The following is a 15,897-nucleotide window of genomic DNA, read 5'->3' on the forward strand; positions in this document are numbered from 1 at the left end:
CCGTCACGGCTCCAGATCGTCAGACGGGCGACCTATCCGCCGACACCCACCCCGATGAGCATGCCCACGACGTACGTGGCGCCGGCCGCGATCGCCCCGAACAGCAGCTGCCGCAGCCCGCTGAGCCACCACGACCGGGTGGTGAAGCGCGAGGTCAGGGCGCCGGCGATGAACAGTCCGACCGCGCCGACGCCCAGAGCGAGCGCCAGCGACGAGTAGCCGAGCAGGTAGGTGACGATCGGGACGATGCCACCGATGGAGAACGCGACGAACGACGAGATCGCGGCCGTCCACGGGGAGGGCTGGTCGTCGGGGTCGACGCCGAGCTCCTGGGTGATGTGCACCTTCACGGCCAGCTCGGGATCGGCGCTCACCTCCCGGGAGACCGCCTCGGCCGTCTCCCGGCTCAGTCCCATCTCGACGTACATCTCGGTGAGCTCGGCCTGCTCGGCGTGGGGGTGGCGGCGGATCTCGTCGCGCTCGACGCGGACCTCGTTCGCCACGGCGTCGTTCTGGGTGTCCACCGACGCGAACTCGCCCAGCGCCATCGAGAACGCGCCCGCGACGAGCCCGGCCATGCCGGTCAGGATGATCGTCTGACGGTCGGCGCCACCGCCGCCCACGCCCGCCACCAGCGCGATGTTCGTGACGAGACCGTCCATCGCCCCGAAGACGCCGGCGCGCAGCCAGCCGCCGGAGACGTCGGCGTGGTGGTGGTCGTCGGTGTGGTCGGCGAACTCGGCGGGGCCCGGGACCGGCGTCATGCGCGGAAGCATAGAACGCACGCGCAGGGAACGCGCGTCATCCGGACGGGCGACTCGCGCCCGGAAAACCGCCGACTCGCGCACGGCGAACCGCCGACTCGCGGGGGTGGGGTGGGGCCGGGACACTGGCCCGATGATCGAGGCACCGCTGTGGATCTTCGGGGACCAGCTGGGGCCGCACGTGCACAGCACCGACGAGCACCACGGGCGGGAGGTGGTGCTCGTCGAGTCCGAGCGGGTGTTCCGGCGGCGCCGGTTCCACCGCCAGAAGCTGCACCTCGTGCTCTCCGGCCTGCGCCACACCGCGGCCGAGCTGGGCGACCGGGCCATCCACCTGCGCGCGGGCACCTACCGCGAGGCCCTGGAGCAGGTGGGACGGCCCGTGGTGGTGCACGAGCCCACCTCGTTCGCGGCGGCCGATCTCGTCGAGCGGCTGCGCAAGGACGGCCTGGTCGCCGAGGTGCTCCCCACCCCGACGTTCGCGCTGCCTCGCACCGACTTCGACGAGTGGGCGGGCGACCGCACGTCGTTCCGGATGGAGGACTTCTACCGCGCGCAGCGCCGCCGGTTCGACGTGCTGATGGACGCGGGAGAGCCCGTCGGTGGGAAGTGGAACCTCGACGCCGAGAACCGCGAGCCCCCGCCGAAGGGCCGGGTGACCCTCGACGTGCCCGGGCCGTGGCTGCCCACCGAGGACGAGATCGACGGCCGGGTCCGCGCCGACCTCGACGCGATGGAGCTGCCCACCGTCGGCCGTGACGGCCCGCGCCTGTTCGCCGTCACCGCCGACGAGGCGCAGCGGGCGCTGGCGCACTTCGTCGAGCAGCGGTTGCCGCACTTCGGCCCGCACGAGGACGCGATGCTCACCGGCGACTGGGCGACGGCCCACTCGCTGCTGTCGGTGCCGCTCAACCTCGGCGTGCTGCATCCCCTCGACGCCGTGCGCGCCGCCGAGGACGCCCACCGCGCCGGGGCCGTGCCGCTGCCGAGCGCCGAGGGCTTCATCCGGCAGGTGCTGGGCTGGCGGGAGTACGTGTGGCAGTTGTACTGGCGGTTCGGGAAGGGCTACCAGCGGCGCAACGCCCTGGCGGCCCGCACGCCGCTGCCGGACTGGTGGCGCGAGCTCGACGCCGACGCCGTCACGGCGACGTGCCTGAGCACGGCGCTCGAGGGCGTCCGCGACCGCGGCTGGACCCACCACATCCCGCGCCTGATGGTGCTGGGCAACCACGCGCTGCAGCGCGGTTACCGGCCCGCGGAGCTGTCGGACTGGTTCCGGGAGGCGTTCGTCGACGGCTTCGAGTGGGTGATGCCGCCCAACGTCATCGGGATGAGCCAGCACGCCGACGGCGGCATGATGGCCACCAAGCCCTACAGCTCCGGTGGCGCCTACATCGCGAAGATGTCCGACCACTGCAAGGATTGCGCGTTCGATCCGAAGAAGCGGCTCGGTGACGACGCCTGCCCGTTCACGGCCGGCTACTGGGCCTGGACCCACCGCCACCGCGACCTGCTCGCCGCCAACCACCGCACCGCCCGCGCCGTGGCGTCGATGAACCGGCTCAAGGACCTCGACGCGGTGCTGGAGCAGGAGTCGGCCCGCGAGGAGTTCTGACCCCCCGACTAGTCTGTTCGCGTGAACCGGGCCCGCGCTCTCGACGTGCTCGGGACGCTGGCCCGAGTCGGCCTGGCCGCCGTCTGGCTCGTCTCCGGCACTCTCAAGGCCGTCGACCCCGACCAGACCTTCGTCGCGGTCCGCGCCTACGACGTCCTGCCGGAGACCGGGGTGGAACTGGTGGCCGCGGTGCTGCCGTTCCTCGAGATCGCGCTCGGTCTGCTGCTGCTGGCCGGCGTCGGCACCCGGGCCGTCGCGGGGCTCTCGGCCGTGCTGCTGCTGGTGTTCGTCGCGGGGGTGTCGCAGGCCTGGGCGCGCGGGCTGTCGATCGACTGCGGCTGCTTCGGCGGTGGCGGCGCCGTCGACCCCGGCAACACCGCGTACGTGCAGGAGATCCTGCGCGACACCGGGTTCCTCGCGATGGCCGCCTGGCTGATCGTGCGGCCCCACACCGTGGCTTCATTCGACTCGCGCTACAGCGGAAGGACCTGACATGGGCGGAGCGTCCCGGAACGACAAGAAGCGCAGGCAGGAGGCCGCGAACCAGCGGCTGGCCGCGGCCGGCATCCAGGTGCCGGCGAAGGCCGCCAACCGCACGCCGCTGATCGTCGTCGGCGTCGTCCTCGTCGTGGCGGTGGTCATCGCCGCCGCCGTCCTGTACTTCCGCAACAGCGCGAACGGCACCGCCGCCGCGCCGACCTACACCGCCACGGTGAGCGGCGCCGTCGTCACGGCGGGCACCGGCAAGGTCGTGGTCGACTCCTACGAGGACTTCCTCTGCCCGATCTGCAACCAGTTCGAGAAGCGCTACTCGGCCCAGATCGTCGACGCGCTGAACTCCGGCAAGATCAGCGTCCGCTACCACACCATCGCGATCCTGGACCCCAGCAGCAACCCCGCCGGGTACTCGACGCGCGCGGCCAACGCCGCGGTCTGCTCGGTGTCGGCGGGCATCTACCCGGCCTACCGCGCGAAGCTGTTCGCGGAGCAGCCCGCCGAGGGCAGCGCCGGGTTGAGCAACGAGCAGCTGATCAAGTTCGGCACCGACCTGGGCGCGAAGGGCGACTTCGCCGGCTGCGTCAACGGCGGCACGAACACCGCGGCCGTCACCGCCGAGACGAAGAAGGCCATCGCCGACCCCGCCCTGCAGACCAACGGCCAGTTCGGCACCCCGACGCTGGCGATCAACGGCAAGAAGGTCGACCTCAACGACAGCAACTGGCTGAAGAACGCCATCACCGCCGGCTGATCAGCTCCTCCGCGACGGGTGGTCCCAGGTGATCTCGGGCCGCCGGCCGCCGAGGTGCCTCCCGAACCAGCTCGTGGCGGAACGTGCCGGCCACGTCGGCGCTCCACTCCTCGGAGGCCAGGTTGTTCACCGCCCGCTCGCTGCACGCCGCGGCGAAGCGGTCGGTGTGGCCGACGAGCCAGCTCGTGAGGAACCCGCCGTAGGAGCCGCCGAGCACCCCGACGCGGTCGGGGTCGAACGAGGGTTCCCGGGCCAGCGCGGCGTCGAGGACGGCCAGCACGTCGTCGGCGTCGATGCCGCCCCAGCCGGTGCCCGGGTGCTCCGCCGCCTCGGGCGTGCGGATCGAGCGCAACCACGCCTCGGAGCGCCCCGTCGAGCCGTGCGGGTTGCAGTAGACCACCGCGTACCCGGCGGCGGCCCATAGCTGGAACTCGTCGAACCAGCTGTTGCCGTACTGGGTCATCGGGCCGCCGTGGATCGACAGCAGCACCGGCACACTGTCGCCCTCGCGGACGCCGGGCGGCTTCACGATCCACGCGTCGACGTCACCGTCGCCCGCGGGGGAGGGCACCGTGATCTGCTCGGGAACGGCGGTCGGCACCGCGGCGTGGAACGCGGCGCCGAGCGTGGTGAGCTGCCGCTCGGTGCCGTCGGCGTCGCGGACGAACACCTCCGGCAGCGCGGAGACGGTGCTCGCGACGAACGCCAGCGTGCCGGCGGCGAGGTCGTGGGCGCTGACGACCCGCGAGCCGCCGAGCAGCGTCTGGACCTCACCGATCCCGTCGGCCGGGATGCGGTGCACGGGCACGTCGCCGCGGTCCTCGGTGGCGAACAGCAGGTGGTCACCGTCCCAGATCGGGGGCGGGCACCGGGCAGCGGAACGCACGTCCGGTCCAGCGCGGCCGTGAGGATGCGCTGCGTCCCCGTGGCGACGTCGAGCACCGCCACCTGCCCGTTCGCCGACACGATGCGCACCTCGTCGGTGAGGGTGGCGATCTGCGTGCCGTCCGGTCTGAACGAGGGGTGGGCGTGCGACAGGCCGCGGTCGGTGAGCGTCCGCCGCTCGCCCGTAAGGGACCCCGGTCGCGGGGGCGGGACGGGCTCGTGTAACTTCTTCCAAGGCAAGGGGCTGTGGCGCAGCTGGTAGCGCATTTGACTGGCAGTCAAAGGGTCAGGGGTTCGAATCCCCTCAGCTCCACTCTTGCATCCACACCCCGTCTCCTGGTCATGCCAGGTCAGGCGGGGTTTTGTGTCTTCTCCTCCCCGTCGGGCCCGAACCCGTCGTCGCCCGGCTCGACCCGGCTGACGGCCAACACCGCGGCTTCGACGCTCGGGAAGGTGTCGAACCGGGCCACGACCTCCGACACCCACGTCGGCAGCAGGCCGACGCGGTCGGACAGGCCCGTCAGGTGCAGCACGACCCCGGCCTGGGCGCCCGCGAACTGGGCGTGGCGCAGGACGTGCAGGCCGCCTTGTCCGAAGTTCCGGACGCAGGCGAGGTCCACGATGATGTGGCTGCGCCCGGTCTCGGCGCATCGGTCCAGGCGGCTGTCCACGAGCCGGGCCAGCCGGGGCGCGGACGCCCGGTTCAGGTCCCCGGCCACGAACACCACCGTGATGGTTCCGGTGGGATCCTCGACCGAGAGGGTGAGCGGTTCGACGGACATCGCCATGGCGCTGCTCCTTCCCGAACCCGACACCGTCGTCGGGCCGGCCGGATACCCAGCGGGCACACGGAGCAATCGTCGAGGAGGCATGCGATGCGCGAGAGCGGCACCGGCTGGTACTGGGGCGGGCGTTACACGCGTACCTGGTTCACGACGCTGGCCGGGCTGCCGGTGCTGGTCGGCATCTTCTTCTCGGTGCTCGGCGGCACCCGCGCGTGGGTCGTGCTGGTGCCGCTGCTGGTCGTGGTCGTGGTCGTCATCTGGGCGGTGCCGCTCGCGGTGGTCGACGCCGGGGGCGTCCGGCTGGTCATGGGGCGTCGGGCGGTCCGGTGGGCCGACGTGGCGTCGGTGCTCGCGCCCGAGCCGGGGGACGAGTCGGTCCGGCTGGAGCTGACCGACGGCCGGGTCCTGCGGGTGCCCGGGGTGCCGCCGGACGCCGGGCCCGCGTTGCGCGCCGTGCACCGCGCCCACCGCTGACGCGGTTCGCGGGCCGGGGTTCCGGGAACGTCACGGGTAACCGATCCCGACCGGAAGGGAGCCCGCCGTGCCGCAGCAGGGCTGGAGCAGGAAGCGCGAACGGCAGTACGAGCACGTGAAGGAGTCCGCGGAGCAGCGCGGCGCCGGCGAGGACCGCGCCGAGGAGATCGCGGCCCGCACCGTCAACAAGAACCGGGCGCAGGCCGGCGAGTCGAAGCAGGCCAGCCGCACCTCCCTCGACGACGTGTCGCCGCAGCACCGCGGCGGCAAGCGCTCGCACACGGGGGCCCAGGGGAGGACCAAGGCGCAGCTCTACGCCGATGCGAAGCGCCAGGGCGTCACCGGCCGCTCGCGCATGACGAAGGCGCAGCTGGAGGAGGCGGTCGGCGACTGATGCCCCGTCACGGCCCGCACGCCGGCAGCCGCACCTCCATCGTCGTCCCCTCGCCCGGTGCGCTCCGCACCGTCAGCGAGCCGTCCATGGCCTCCGCGAGCCCGCGGGCCAGCACCATGCCCAGGCCGGTGCCCGGGCCGTCGTGGGCGCCGAGCCGGTCGAACGGCACGAACAGCCGGTCGAGCATCTCCTCGGGGATGCCCGGCCCCGAGTCCGCCACCCGGACCGCGACGCACGCGCCCGCAGGCTCGGCCGTGACCCGCACCCAGCCGCCGCTGCGGTTGTAGCGCACGCCGTTGGCCACAAGGTTGATCAGGACCTGGCGCAGCCGGCGGGGGTCGGCCCGCACCACCAGGCCGCTGCAGGTGCGGTCGAGGGTGATGCCGTGCTGGTCGGCGGCCGGCTGGAGCAGGTCGACGACCTCGCCGACCAGCTCGTCGAGGGGGGTGTCGGACAGGGTCAGCGGGAGCGCGGCCGCCTCGATCCTCGCGATGTCGAGCAGGTCGTCGACCAGCGAGAGGATGTGCGACGAGGCGCCCGCGATGTGGCCCAGCGCCGCGCGTCGCCGGTCGTCGGCGAGGTCGAGGGTGCCCAGCAGCTCGGTGAACCCGGTGATGGCCTGCAGCGGGGTGCGCATCTCGTGGCTGAGCGCGGACAGGAAGTCCGACTTCGCGCGGCTGGCCTCCTCGGCGACGCCCCGGGCGAGCTCGGCCTCGCGGCGGGCCCGGCGCTCGCGCTCGCCGGCGCGCCGCGCGGTGACGTCGAGGACGTTCATCGACAGGTAGAGCGGGGCCCCGTCCGCGCCGCGCACCACCGACGCCGTGACCGCGGCCTCGACGGGAGCACCTCCCTCCCGGGCGAGCGTGGTCTCGAACTGGACGGACTCGCCCGAGCCGGAGATGAGCCGGCGCAGCGCCCCGACGGCGGCGGGCTCCAGCAGCGACGCGAGGTCGGCGGCCAGCAGCTCGTCCTCGGAGCGGCCCATCATGTCCTGCAGGGCCCGGTTGACCTTGCCGAAGCGCCGGCCGGGCGCGGTCAGGGCCATGCCGACGGCGTTGTCCTCGAACGCGCGCCGGAAACGCTCCTCGCTCTCGGCCAGCGCCCCGTAGAGCCGGGCGTGCTCGATCGCGACGGACGCGAGGTGGGTGAACCGTTCGACGAGCCGGTGCTCGCGGTCGGTCGGGACGTGCGGTTCGTCGTGGTAGACGGCGAAGGTGCCGAGCACGCCGGCGCCCCGGCCGCGGATGGGGCTGGACCAGCAGGCCCGCAGGCCGTGCGGCATGGCGAGCGCGCGGAAGTGCACCCACCGCCGGTCACGCGCGATGTCCTCGGCGACGACCTCGTCGTCGAGGTAGGCGGCGGCCCCGCAGGAGCCCGCGTTCTCGCCGATGGGCAGGCCGTCGACGGCGGCCGAGTACTCGTGGGGAAGCGTCGGCGCCGCGCCGTGGCGCAGGGTCCGGGAGCCGGTGTCGAGCAGCAGCACCGAGCACCGGCTGCCGGGGATGAGCTCCTCCAGCGACTGCGTGACGGCGCCGAGCACCTCGGGCAGCGCGACGCCCGCGGCGATCAGTTCCAGCACCCTCGTCTGGCGCCGCAGCAGCCCCAGGCTGTCGGAGTGGTCGAGATCCACGTCGAGGTCGACGGCCGGGAGCATCACGGCTCCAGCTGGTAGCCGACGCCGCGCACCGTGCGTAGCCGCCGCGGGCGGGACGAGTCGGTCTCCAGCTTGTGGCGCAGCCGGTGCACGTGCTCGGTGACCGTGGCCTCGCTGGTCCACTCCGGCTCGCTGCGCCACACCTGTTGCAGCAGCTGGGCGCGGGTGAAGACGCGGCGGGGATGGCGGGCGAGGAAGGCCAGGAGGTCGAACTCCCGCGCGGTGAGCTCGACGGGCGTGCCGTCGACGGTGACCTCGCGGGTGTCCGGATCGACCACGAGGCCGCAGACCGCGGCCGGTGCCGTCCGGCCCGAGCGGCGCAGAACCGACCGCACCCGCGCCGCCAGCTCGCCCGGCGAGAACGGTTTGACGAGGTAGTCGTCGGCGCCGAGGTCGAGCCCGACGATGCGGTCGGTCTCGCCGCTGCGGCCCGACAGCACGATCACCGGCAACGGTGGGCCGTCGTCGCGGGCGCGGACGCGACGCAGCACGTCGAGGCCGCCCACGCCGGGCATCGACAGGTCGAGCACGACGAGATCGGGCCGGTCGGAGGCGATGCGGTCCAGAGCGGCGGCGCCGTCACAGGCGTGGGTGACGGCGAACCCGTCGGCCTCCAGCTGCCAGGACACGACGGTGCGCACCCGCTCGTCGTCGTCGACGATCAGCACCCGCGCCGCGTGTTCGGCCACGACCACTCCCCACTGAGCCCGTCGGAACGCCCATCCTGCCCGGCGTGGGCAGGATGGGCAACGGGCCCGGCGGGGTGGGCGTCAGGACGCGTTGACCTTCGGCATGATCTCCTCGACGAGGCGCTTCAGGTCGTCCATGGTCTTGGACGTCGGCACGTCCCGGAACGGCGGCCAGATCATCGGCATCGTCAGACCGGCCTCCTTGTAGGCCTTGAGCCGGTCCTCGATCTGCTGGGCGGTGCCCGCCAGCAGGTTCGTGACCTTGCCGTTGTCGGTCTGGTCCAGCGGCTCGTCGGTGATGACCGTCCAGATCATGCTGGACATCTCGAAGTTCTCGGGGAAGCCCTTGCCGAGCTCGTTGAGCTCGCGCTCCATCTCCCCCTTCCAGCGCTTGATGTCCTCGGGGGTGTCCTGGATGCCGATCCAACCCTGCAGGCCGTACTTCGCGATGCGCTTGGCCGACCGCTTCGGGTCCTTGAGGCCGGAGAAGTAGATCGGCAGCGGGTCCTGCAGCGGCTTGTGGCCGAAGCCGCCGAGCTCGATGTCGGCGAACTCGCCCTTGTACTCGAACAGCTCGTTGTTCCAGATGCCGGTCATGATCTCGAGCGTCTCGCGGACGTGGCCGTGCCGGCGCGGGAACAGGTCCGCCACGCCGGAGGCGGCGAACTCCTCGGGCATCCAGCCGGAGCCGACGCCCACGTTGAGGCGGCCGTTCGAGAGGTGGTCGATCGTGGCCAGCTCGGTGGCCAGCACGGCCGAGCCGCGGAACGGCGTGTTGGTGATGCTCATGCCGAAGCGGATCTTGGTCGTCTTCGCGGCGAGCCAGGGCAGCAGCGGGTAGCCCTGGAACCACTTGCCCCGCGAGATGACCGGCAGGCCGTTGGGCAGCCCCTCCATCATGCCGAACGGGTAGTCCATCTCGGCGCGATCGGACCGCTCCGGGACGAACACCCGGTCGAGCGTCCAGACGGAGTCCATGTCGAGGTCCTCGGCGAGGGCCGTGAGGTCCTCCAGCTCCTTGACGGTCACCTCGTCGCGGAAGTTCGGCAGGTAGAGAGCGAGTTTCATGGGTTGCGGCCTCCTTCGAGACGTCGTCGTCAGCAAGATCGTGCTCCCGCCGTCTCAACACCCGGACACACGAATCTCAACGGACCGTCAACGGCCGCGAACCCGCTCTATGTTGCACGTATGGACGCCGTCTGGACCCCCACCGCGGACCGCATCGAGCACTCGGCCCTGCGCGACTACCTGAACTGGTTGGAGAAGCGCGAGGGGTGCTCGTTCCCCGACCACGACGCCCTGCACGCCTGGTCGGTGGAGGACCTGGACCGGTTCTGGGTCTCGCTGGTCGACTACTACCAGGTCGAGTTCTCCACGCCGTGGCGCCACGTGCGCACCTCCGACCCGATGCCCCGCACCCGCTGGTTCCCCGGGGCCCGGCTGAACTTCGCGCAGCACGCCCTGCGGCACGGCGACGACGACGCCGTCGCGCTCGTGTGCGTGCAGGAGGGCGGGCTGCCCGCGCGTGAGATCACCTGGGCCGCGCTGCGCCGCTCGGTGGCGGCCGTGGCCGGCTGGCTGCGCGAGGCGGGCGTGCAACCGGGCGACCGTGTGGGCGCCTACCTGCCCAACACCGAGCACGCCGTGATCGGCTGCCTCGCCGCGGCGGCGGTCGGCGCGGTCTGGGCGTGCTGCTCGCCGGACTTCGGCGCCGACGGCACGACCGGCCGGCTCGCGCAGCTCGAACCCACCGTGCTCATCGCCGCCGACGGCTACCACTGGAACGGCAAGGAGATCGACCGCGGCGACGTGGTCGCGCAGCTGCGGGAGAACCTCCCGACGGTGCGCCACGTCGTGCACGTCGCGGTGCTCGACCGGCCCGCTCCCGACGGCGCGACGCCGTGGGACGAGCTGCTGGCCACGGACGCGGCCCCGGAGTTCGAGCAGGTCGAGTTCTCCCACCCGCTGTGGGTGCTGTTCACCTCCGGCACCACCGGTCTGCCCAAGGGCCTGGTGCACGGCCACGGCGGGATCACGCTGCAGGGCCTGGAGTGGGCCGGGCTGTACGGCGGGCTCCGCACCGGCGAGCGGATGTTCACCTACACCTCCACCGGCTGGGCGCTGTGGAACATCCAGCTGGACGCGCTCACCCAGGGCGCGAGCATCGTCCTGTACGAGGGCAGCCCCAACCACCCGGCGGGCGCGATCTGGGAGGTCGCGGCGCGGACCGGGGCCGATCTCATGCTGCTGGGCGCCGCCGTCGTCATGGCCACGGCGAACACCGGGGTCTCGCCGCGGCAGGAGCACGACCTGTCCCGGCTGCGGCACGTCTCGGTCAGCGGCTCGGCGCTGCCCCCGGCCGGCTACGAGTGGCTGCTGGAGCACGTCGGTGACCTGCGGATCGACTCCACCAGCGGCGGCACCGACATCTCCGGCTCGTTCGTCGGTGCCAACGAGTACGCGCCCGTGCAGGCGGGCCGCATCGGCGGGAAGATCGCGGGCGTCGACTGCGCGGCCTGGGACGAGGACGGTAACCCGGTGGTCGACGAGGTCGGCGACCTCGTGATCACCCAGCCCATGCCGTCGATGCCGGTGCAGCTGTGGAACGACCCGGACGCCGTCCGCTACACCGAGAGCTACTTCGACACCTGGCCCGGCGTCTGGCGCCACGGCGACTGGGTGACGATGCACTCCGACGGCTCGATCTCCATCCACGGCCGCTCGGACTCCACGCTCAACCGGCAGGGTGTGCGGCTGGGCAGCAGCGACTTCTACGACGTGCTGGAGACCCTGCCGGAGATCACCGAGACCCTGGTGATCGGCGTCGACCTGCCTGACGACAGCTACTGGCTGGGCCTGTTCGTGGTGCCGGCGGCCGGCCACGAGGTGGACGACACGCTCAAGCAGAAGATCGTCAGCACGCTGCGGACGCGCCTGACGCCGCGGCACGTCCCCGACGAGATCCTCGCCGCCCCCGCCGTGCCGCACACGTTGAGCGGCAAGAAGCTCGAGGTCCCGATCAAGAAGCTGCTGGCCGGCAGGCCGCTGGAGAAGGCCGCCAACATGGCGTCGGTCGACGATCCCGACGCCCTGCGCTGGTACGCGCGGTTCGCCGAGGACCGGGCGGGCTCGGCGACGTGAGACTGGGCGCGACGCTGGCCTACCTGTCCCCGGGCCCGCCCCTCCCGATCGCGGAGACGGCGAAGCGGCTGGTGGGCGAGGGGTTCGAGAGCCTCTGGGTGCCCCAGGTGATCGGGCGCGGGTTCCTGGTCCCGGACCCGTTCGTGACGCTGGCGGCGGCGGCCACGGCCACCGAGGGCGTGGAGGTGGGCACGGCCACCGTGCAGGTGCCGCTGCACCATCCCGCCGACCTCGCCCACCGGATGCTGTCGCTGATGGCGGTGTGCGGCGACCGTCTGACCCTCGGCGTCAGCCCCGGCTCGACCGACGTCGACTACGCCACGTTCGACCGGGACCACGCCACGCGCTTCCGCACGTTCGACGCGAACCTGATGCGCCTGCGGGCGCTGCTCGCCGAGGGCCACGACGAGCGCGCCGACCTCGCGCCCCGTCCCGCCCGCGTGCCGCCGCTGCTGCTCGGCTCGTGGGGGGCCAGGGTCGAGAAGGCCGCCCGGGAGTTCGACGGCTGGCTGGCGTCGGGGTACCGCAGCACGGCCGACCAGATCGTCGCCGCCCACGAGCGGTACCGCGCCGCGGGCGGCCGGCGCGCGATCGTCTGCGCGATCCCGCTGTCCGGGAAGGAGGATCTCGGACCCGTCGGCGAGCAGCTGCACCGCTACGCCGAGGCCGGCTTCGACGACGCCGTCGTGCTGATCGAACCGGGCGGCCCGGATCCCGGGGACGTCAGGGCCCTCTTCGGATGACGCCGCCGGCCCGGCCGACGAGTCCACGGTCGGTGGTCGGGCCGGGCCCGGTGCCCGGCATCGTCCCGGGGGAGATCCCGTTCCGGGAGCGGCACCCGGCGCCGCCGTCCCCGAGCCAGGTGGGTGTCCGGCCGCGTCAGCCCCCGGGATGGCGGGGGACGACGGCGAAGACCTCCAGGTCGGCCGGCGTCCCCTTCGCCCGGAACGCGCGGCGCCGGCGCACGACGTAGCGCTCCCGGTCGAGGTTCTCCAGCGCCGGCCCCGAGACGAGCACCTCGCCGCCGTTCGCGGCCGCCGCGACCCGGGCGGCGATGTTGACGTCGACGCCGAGGTAGTCGCGCCGCACGACGCGGGGGTGTCCGGAGTGGACGCCGGTGCGCAGCTGCGGCCGGTCCCCCCCGACGTCGACCGACGGCACGGAGCCGGCCATCTCGTGGCAGGCCGCGACCGCGGCGGCGGTGTCGGCGAACACGGCCATGTGCCCGTCGCCCAGGGACTTCACCATCGTGCCGTGGTGCCGGTTGACGGCGTCCTCGCTGATCCGGGTGACCGCCCGGACGAGGCGCAGGACCTGGTCGTCGCCGGCGCGGAGCGCCCAGCTGGAGAATCCGACGAGGTCGGTGAACACGATCGTGACCTCGACGCCGGCGCGGCGGACGCTGCGCCGCGCGGCCAGGGACTGGCCTCGTCGTCGATCATCGCGGTGAAGGTGTACCGCCGGCGCAACGGGCACGTGTTCCTGGAGCCGCGCAACCCCGCCTACGACGTGATCGACGGCGACCGGGCGGTCGTGCTGGGCGTCGTCGTGTCGGTGCTGCGCAGCGTCTGAGGGCCGGGGCCCGGGAAGGCGCGGTGGGACCGGACCCGTGAGTGCGAGGCGCTTCGGGACCGCCCGCCCGCCGAGCGGGCTCAGCCGGCCGCCGGGCGGTACGCCATGTGCACCACGCCGTTGTCGAAGGCCTGGGTGCCGGCCAGTGTCAGCGGGGTCCGCGGTGCGCCCTCGGGGAACAGGCGGGGGCCCTCGCCCAGTGCCAGCGGGTAGACGAGCAGGTGCAGCTCGTCGACCAGCCCGTCGGCGAGCATGGCGCGCACCAGGGTGCCGCTGCCGCTGACGTAGATGTCGCCGTCCACGGAGTCCTTGAGCGTGCGGATCGCGTCCGCGTCGTAGCCACCGAGCACGGTGGAGTTGCGCCAGACCGACTCCGCGTCGTCGAGGGAGGAGGACACGACGTACTTGGTGGTGTCGTTGAAGAACGGGGCGCCGGGGTCGTCCTCCGCGGTGCGGGTGGACCAGGACGGCGCGAACATCTCGAAGGTGGTGCGGCCGAGCAGGATCGCCGTGGTGGCCGGGCCGGTGAGGGCGCCGATGGCCTCGCCCATCTCGGGGGTGGACCCGTAGTCCATCGTCCACATCGGGGCGCCGATGGACCCGTCGAGGGTGGTGAACTCGTGCACCTTGATCGATCCCACGGTGGCTCCTGTGGTCGTTGTGTCGGTTTCGGGCTGTAGACCATCGTGGTGGGTCGGAGTCATCGGTCACGCGCGGGGTTAGCAGCTGCGAACGCGGCCGGCGTGGGTGGATGACCGTGCCCCGGCCCGGTCCGTTCCGCTGGATCTGCTACGCCTTCGGCGGCGGCCTGCCCGCCCGGCACCGGTCCTGGGTGCTCGGCGACGCCGGCTGCCCGAGCGGGGGGCTACGGCACTCCGCGCGCGCCTTCGTGCAGATGGCGCCGGTCGCGATCCCGGTGTTGCTGCTGGTCCCGGGCCCACTGTGGATCCGGCTCGTCGCCATCCTGCTCGGCCGGCTGGTCGGCCTGCAGTACGCGCTCCACACCATGCAGGAGTCGGTGGAGCGCCGCGTGCCCAAGGCCGGCCACCCGCGGGGCCCGCTACCGCGATCCATGATCTTTTTTCGTTCGCCCACGGCGCCGGGGTCCGCGGTGCGAGTGTGCCCGCACCATGACTCCTCTCCCTCGCCGCACCGTCGTCGCCGTGGTGGTGCTCGGCCTGCTCGCGCTGCTGCCCGCCGTCGCCGGCGCGGCCCCGGCCGACGACTGCACGTGGCGGGTCACGGCGCAGCAGCTGGCCGCGGCCCTGCCGGACCAGGACGATCCCGCCGCGCAGCGGCTGCTGCGGATCCTGCGGAACGCGGGCTTCACCGGCGAGGGACCGGCACCGGGATGCCAGCCGTCCGGGGGTGACACGGGCAGGTACGTGTTCGCCGACGAGTTCGACGGCACGCAGGTCGACACGGCGCTCTGGTCGATCGGCGACCGCCCCGGTGACGCGAGCAACAACGAGTCCCAGTGCTACGTCCCGGGCAACGTCTCCGTCGCCGACGGCGCCCTGCAGATCCGCTCGAAGGTCGACTCGTCGTGCAGCGGCTACCGCTACACCTCCGGGATGGTGCAGTGGAAGCAGTTCACGATGCTCCGCGGCACCATCGAGATCCGGGCCAAGCAGTCCGGCGGCAGGGGCTCGTGGCCGGCGCAGTGGCTGCTCGGTGCCAAGTGCCAGACGGCGTTCAAGGGCACGGCCGAGAACGTCGGGGGATGCGACTGGCCCAGCCCCGGCTCCGACGAGGTCGACATCGCCGAGTTCAAGTCCGACGGGCCGACCGTCGACTGGCAGAACGTCGTCTCCGGCGGCAGTGGCTTCAAGACCTGCAAACCCACCGTCCCGGACGCGTCGCAGAACTGGCACGTCTACTCCTTCACGTGGACCGACAGCGCCCTGAACTGGGGCATCGACGGGAAGACCACCTGCACGCAGCAGGAGGTGGTGCCGAGCACGCCGATGTTCCTGATCATCAACAACGCCATGGGCGGGGCGGGCGGCGCCATCGACGACGGTGCGTTCCCCCAGACCATGCAGATCGACTACGTCCGGGTCTCCCGGTGAGGAGCGCGGTGACGTGACACCACCGACCGACAGCCTGATCGCCGCCCTCCTGGCCGCCGTCCTCGGCGTCTTCGCCCCGGCCGCCGGGTTCGTCGTCACCGTCCTGGAGCCGGCGCCCACCACGGCCTGCAGCACGACCGGGTCCGCGGGATGGGAGGCCCAGGCGCAGCGGCTGGCCGACCAGCTGGAGAGCTCGGGGAGCGTCGACGCGCAGTCGCTGCGCCAGCAGCTCGTCTCGGCCGGCCTCACCCCGTCAGCGCGCAACCTCCTGGCGCCGACCACCACCGCGGCCGCCGGCCCGGCCGACTGGCAGGAGCTCGCCGCGAAGCTCTCCGGCGAGCTCGCAGGCTCCAGCGACCCCGAGGCCCAGAAGCTCGCGCAGGCGATCGGCGGCACGGGCACCCCCGACAGTACGGACGCCCCGACGACCCGCGCGCGCAGCACCGCGGCGCCGACCACGGGCGCCCCCGGCGCTGCACGGCCGATGCCGGGTGACGTCGGGGCGGGCGACGGGGAGTCGGGGGGCACCGGGTCGACAGCCCCCTCCCGCCCCCCCCCCCCCCCCCCCCCCCCCCCCCCCCCCCCCCCCCCCCCCCCCCCCCC

At 72.9% G+C, this 15,897-nt stretch carries 16 protein-coding genes, 1 tRNA gene and 2 pseudogenes; 11 read left to right on the top strand and 8 right to left on the bottom strand.

The window, feature by feature from the left end:
- Positions 1–32 precede the first annotated feature (32 nt).
- A complete protein-coding gene (locus BGP03_RS18485; RefSeq protein WP_298795557.1) occupies positions 33–764 on the bottom strand; it encodes a VIT1/CCC1 transporter family protein in 732 nt (243 codons plus the stop codon).
- A 133-nt stretch (positions 765–897) separates the two neighbouring features.
- Here BGP03_RS18485 and BGP03_RS18490 point away from each other — a divergent pair, with 133 nt between their 5' ends.
- Genes BGP03_RS18490 through BGP03_RS18500 form a run of 3 tightly spaced genes read left to right on the top strand, consistent with a single transcriptional unit; the run spans position 898 to position 3,628 of the window.
- Positions 898–2,379: a cryptochrome/photolyase family protein gene (locus tag BGP03_RS18490; protein WP_298795556.1), complete on the top strand. Its 1,482-nt coding sequence runs from the start codon at positions 898–900 to the stop codon at positions 2,377–2,379.
- Between the two features lie 21 nt (positions 2,380–2,400).
- On the top strand, positions 2,401–2,871 hold the full coding sequence (locus BGP03_RS18495; protein WP_296371722.1) for a MauE/DoxX family redox-associated membrane protein: 471 nt from the start codon (positions 2,401–2,403) through the stop codon (positions 2,869–2,871).
- A gap of 1 nt (position 2,872) precedes the next feature.
- Complete coding sequence (locus BGP03_RS18500; protein WP_296371723.1) at positions 2,873–3,628, top strand: thioredoxin domain-containing protein; 756 nt, start codon at positions 2,873–2,875, stop codon at positions 3,626–3,628.
- Here BGP03_RS18500 and BGP03_RS18505 read toward each other — a convergent pair.
- Positions 3,615–4,514 carry a prolyl oligopeptidase family serine peptidase gene (locus BGP03_RS18505; RefSeq protein WP_296371725.1) on the bottom strand — a complete coding sequence of 300 codons (900 nt, stop codon included), beginning with the start codon at positions 4,512–4,514 and terminating at the stop codon, positions 3,615–3,617. The two genes, BGP03_RS18500 and BGP03_RS18505, sit on opposite strands and share 14 nt — an antisense overlap.
- 239 nt (positions 4,515–4,753) lie before the next feature.
- Between BGP03_RS18505 and BGP03_RS18510 the strand changes: the two genes are divergently transcribed.
- Positions 4,754–4,826, top strand: a tRNA-Ala gene (locus BGP03_RS18510).
- A gap of 37 nt (positions 4,827–4,863) precedes the next feature.
- Here BGP03_RS18510 and BGP03_RS18515 read toward each other — a convergent pair.
- Positions 4,864–5,301, bottom strand: coding sequence for an STAS domain-containing protein (locus BGP03_RS18515; RefSeq protein WP_298795555.1), 438 nt, complete (start codon positions 5,299–5,301; stop codon positions 4,864–4,866).
- Between the two features lie 87 nt (positions 5,302–5,388).
- Here BGP03_RS18515 and BGP03_RS18520 point away from each other — a divergent pair, with 87 nt between their 5' ends.
- On the top strand, positions 5,389–5,772 hold the full coding sequence (locus tag BGP03_RS18520; RefSeq protein ID WP_296371729.1) for a PH domain-containing protein: 384 nt from the start codon (positions 5,389–5,391) through the stop codon (positions 5,770–5,772).
- Between the two features lie 67 nt (positions 5,773–5,839).
- On the top strand, positions 5,840–6,166 hold the full coding sequence (locus BGP03_RS18525; protein ID WP_296371730.1) for a plasmid stabilization protein: 327 nt from the start codon (positions 5,840–5,842) through the stop codon (positions 6,164–6,166).
- Between the two features lie 7 nt (positions 6,167–6,173).
- On the opposite strand, the gene BGP03_RS18530 is transcribed toward BGP03_RS18525, so the two are convergent.
- From BGP03_RS18530 to BGP03_RS18540, 3 genes are all read right to left on the bottom strand, one after another.
- The gene (locus BGP03_RS18530) at positions 6,174–7,820 is read right to left on the bottom strand and encodes an ATP-binding protein (RefSeq protein WP_296371732.1); all 1,647 of its coding nucleotides are present in this window, start codon (positions 7,818–7,820) and stop codon (positions 6,174–6,176) included.
- Positions 7,820–8,509, bottom strand: coding sequence for a response regulator transcription factor (locus BGP03_RS18535; protein WP_298795554.1), 690 nt, complete (start codon positions 8,507–8,509; stop codon positions 7,820–7,822). Before BGP03_RS18535 ends, BGP03_RS18530 begins: the two co-directional genes overlap by 1 nt.
- A gap of 81 nt (positions 8,510–8,590) precedes the next feature.
- Positions 8,591–9,577 (bottom strand): LLM class flavin-dependent oxidoreductase, encoded by a 987-nt coding sequence (locus BGP03_RS18540; RefSeq protein WP_296371735.1) that lies wholly within the window; start codon positions 9,575–9,577, stop codon positions 8,591–8,593.
- 120 nt (positions 9,578–9,697) lie between these two features.
- Between BGP03_RS18540 and BGP03_RS18545 the strand changes: the two genes are divergently transcribed.
- Together BGP03_RS18545 and BGP03_RS18550 are read left to right on the top strand one after the other, a co-directional pair.
- Positions 9,698–11,650 carry an acetoacetate--CoA ligase gene (locus BGP03_RS18545; RefSeq protein WP_298795553.1) on the top strand — a complete coding sequence of 651 codons (1,953 nt, stop codon included), beginning with the start codon at positions 9,698–9,700 and terminating at the stop codon, positions 11,648–11,650.
- Positions 11,647–12,393, top strand: coding sequence for an LLM class flavin-dependent oxidoreductase (locus BGP03_RS18550; RefSeq protein WP_296371738.1), 747 nt, complete (start codon positions 11,647–11,649; stop codon positions 12,391–12,393). Before BGP03_RS18545 ends, BGP03_RS18550 begins: the two co-directional genes overlap by 4 nt.
- A gap of 136 nt (positions 12,394–12,529) precedes the next feature.
- Here the strand turns inward: BGP03_RS18550 and BGP03_RS18555 are convergent, their stop codons facing one another.
- On the bottom strand, positions 12,530–13,021 hold the full coding sequence (locus BGP03_RS18555; protein WP_296371740.1) for an adenylate/guanylate cyclase domain-containing protein: 492 nt from the start codon (positions 13,019–13,021) through the stop codon (positions 12,530–12,532).
- 75 nt (positions 13,022–13,096) lie between these two features.
- Between BGP03_RS18555 and BGP03_RS18560 the strand changes: the two are divergent.
- A pseudogene (locus tag BGP03_RS18560) lies at positions 13,097–13,222 on the top strand (repressor LexA); the annotation flags it as partial.
- An 80-nt stretch (positions 13,223–13,302) separates the two neighbouring features.
- On the opposite strand, the gene BGP03_RS18565 reads toward BGP03_RS18560, so the two are convergent.
- Positions 13,303–13,863 carry a dihydrofolate reductase family protein gene (locus BGP03_RS18565; RefSeq protein WP_296371742.1) on the bottom strand — a complete coding sequence of 187 codons (561 nt, stop codon included), beginning with the start codon at positions 13,861–13,863 and terminating at the stop codon, positions 13,303–13,305.
- Positions 13,864–13,973: 110 nt separating this feature from the next.
- Between BGP03_RS18565 and BGP03_RS18570 the strand changes: the two are divergent.
- Together BGP03_RS18570 and BGP03_RS18575 are read left to right on the top strand one after the other, a co-directional pair.
- Positions 13,974–14,267, top strand: a pseudogene (locus BGP03_RS18570) (DUF5313 family protein); the annotation flags it as partial.
- 85 nt (positions 14,268–14,352) lie between these two features.
- Entirely contained in the window at positions 14,353–15,294 is a 942-nt protein-coding gene (locus tag BGP03_RS18575; RefSeq protein ID WP_296371743.1) for a glycoside hydrolase family 16 protein, read from the top strand.
- The last annotated feature ends 603 nt before the right edge of the window (positions 15,295–15,897 follow it).

This window comes from Pseudonocardia sp. 73-21 (genome assembly GCF_001899645.1).
Classification (GTDB): Bacteria; Actinomycetota; Actinomycetes; order Mycobacteriales; family Pseudonocardiaceae; genus Pseudonocardia.

Excerpts from the sequence above, each read along its gene's own strand:
- BGP03_RS18485 (WP_298795557.1), bottom strand. The coding sequence starts at position 764 with ATGACGCCGGTCCCGGGCCCCGCCGAGTTCGCCGACCACACCGACGAC.
- BGP03_RS18490 (WP_298795556.1), top strand. The coding sequence starts at position 898 with ATGATCGAGGCACCGCTGTGGATCTTCGGGGACCAGCTGGGGCCGCAC.
- BGP03_RS18500 (WP_296371723.1), top strand. The coding sequence starts at position 2,873 with ATGGGCGGAGCGTCCCGGAACGACAAGAAGCGCAGGCAGGAGGCCGCG.
- BGP03_RS18515 (WP_298795555.1), bottom strand. The coding sequence starts at position 5,301 with ATGGCGATGTCCGTCGAACCGCTCACCCTCTCGGTCGAGGATCCCACC.
- BGP03_RS18520 (WP_296371729.1), top strand. The coding sequence starts at position 5,389 with ATGCGCGAGAGCGGCACCGGCTGGTACTGGGGCGGGCGTTACACGCGT.
- BGP03_RS18530 (WP_296371732.1), bottom strand. The coding sequence starts at position 7,820 with ATGCTCCCGGCCGTCGACCTCGACGTGGATCTCGACCACTCCGACAGC.
- BGP03_RS18540 (WP_296371735.1), bottom strand. The coding sequence starts at position 9,577 with ATGAAACTCGCTCTCTACCTGCCGAACTTCCGCGACGAGGTGACCGTC.
- BGP03_RS18545 (WP_298795553.1), top strand. The coding sequence starts at position 9,698 with ATGGACGCCGTCTGGACCCCCACCGCGGACCGCATCGAGCACTCGGCC.
- BGP03_RS18575 (WP_296371743.1), top strand. The coding sequence starts at position 14,353 with ATGACTCCTCTCCCTCGCCGCACCGTCGTCGCCGTGGTGGTGCTCGGC.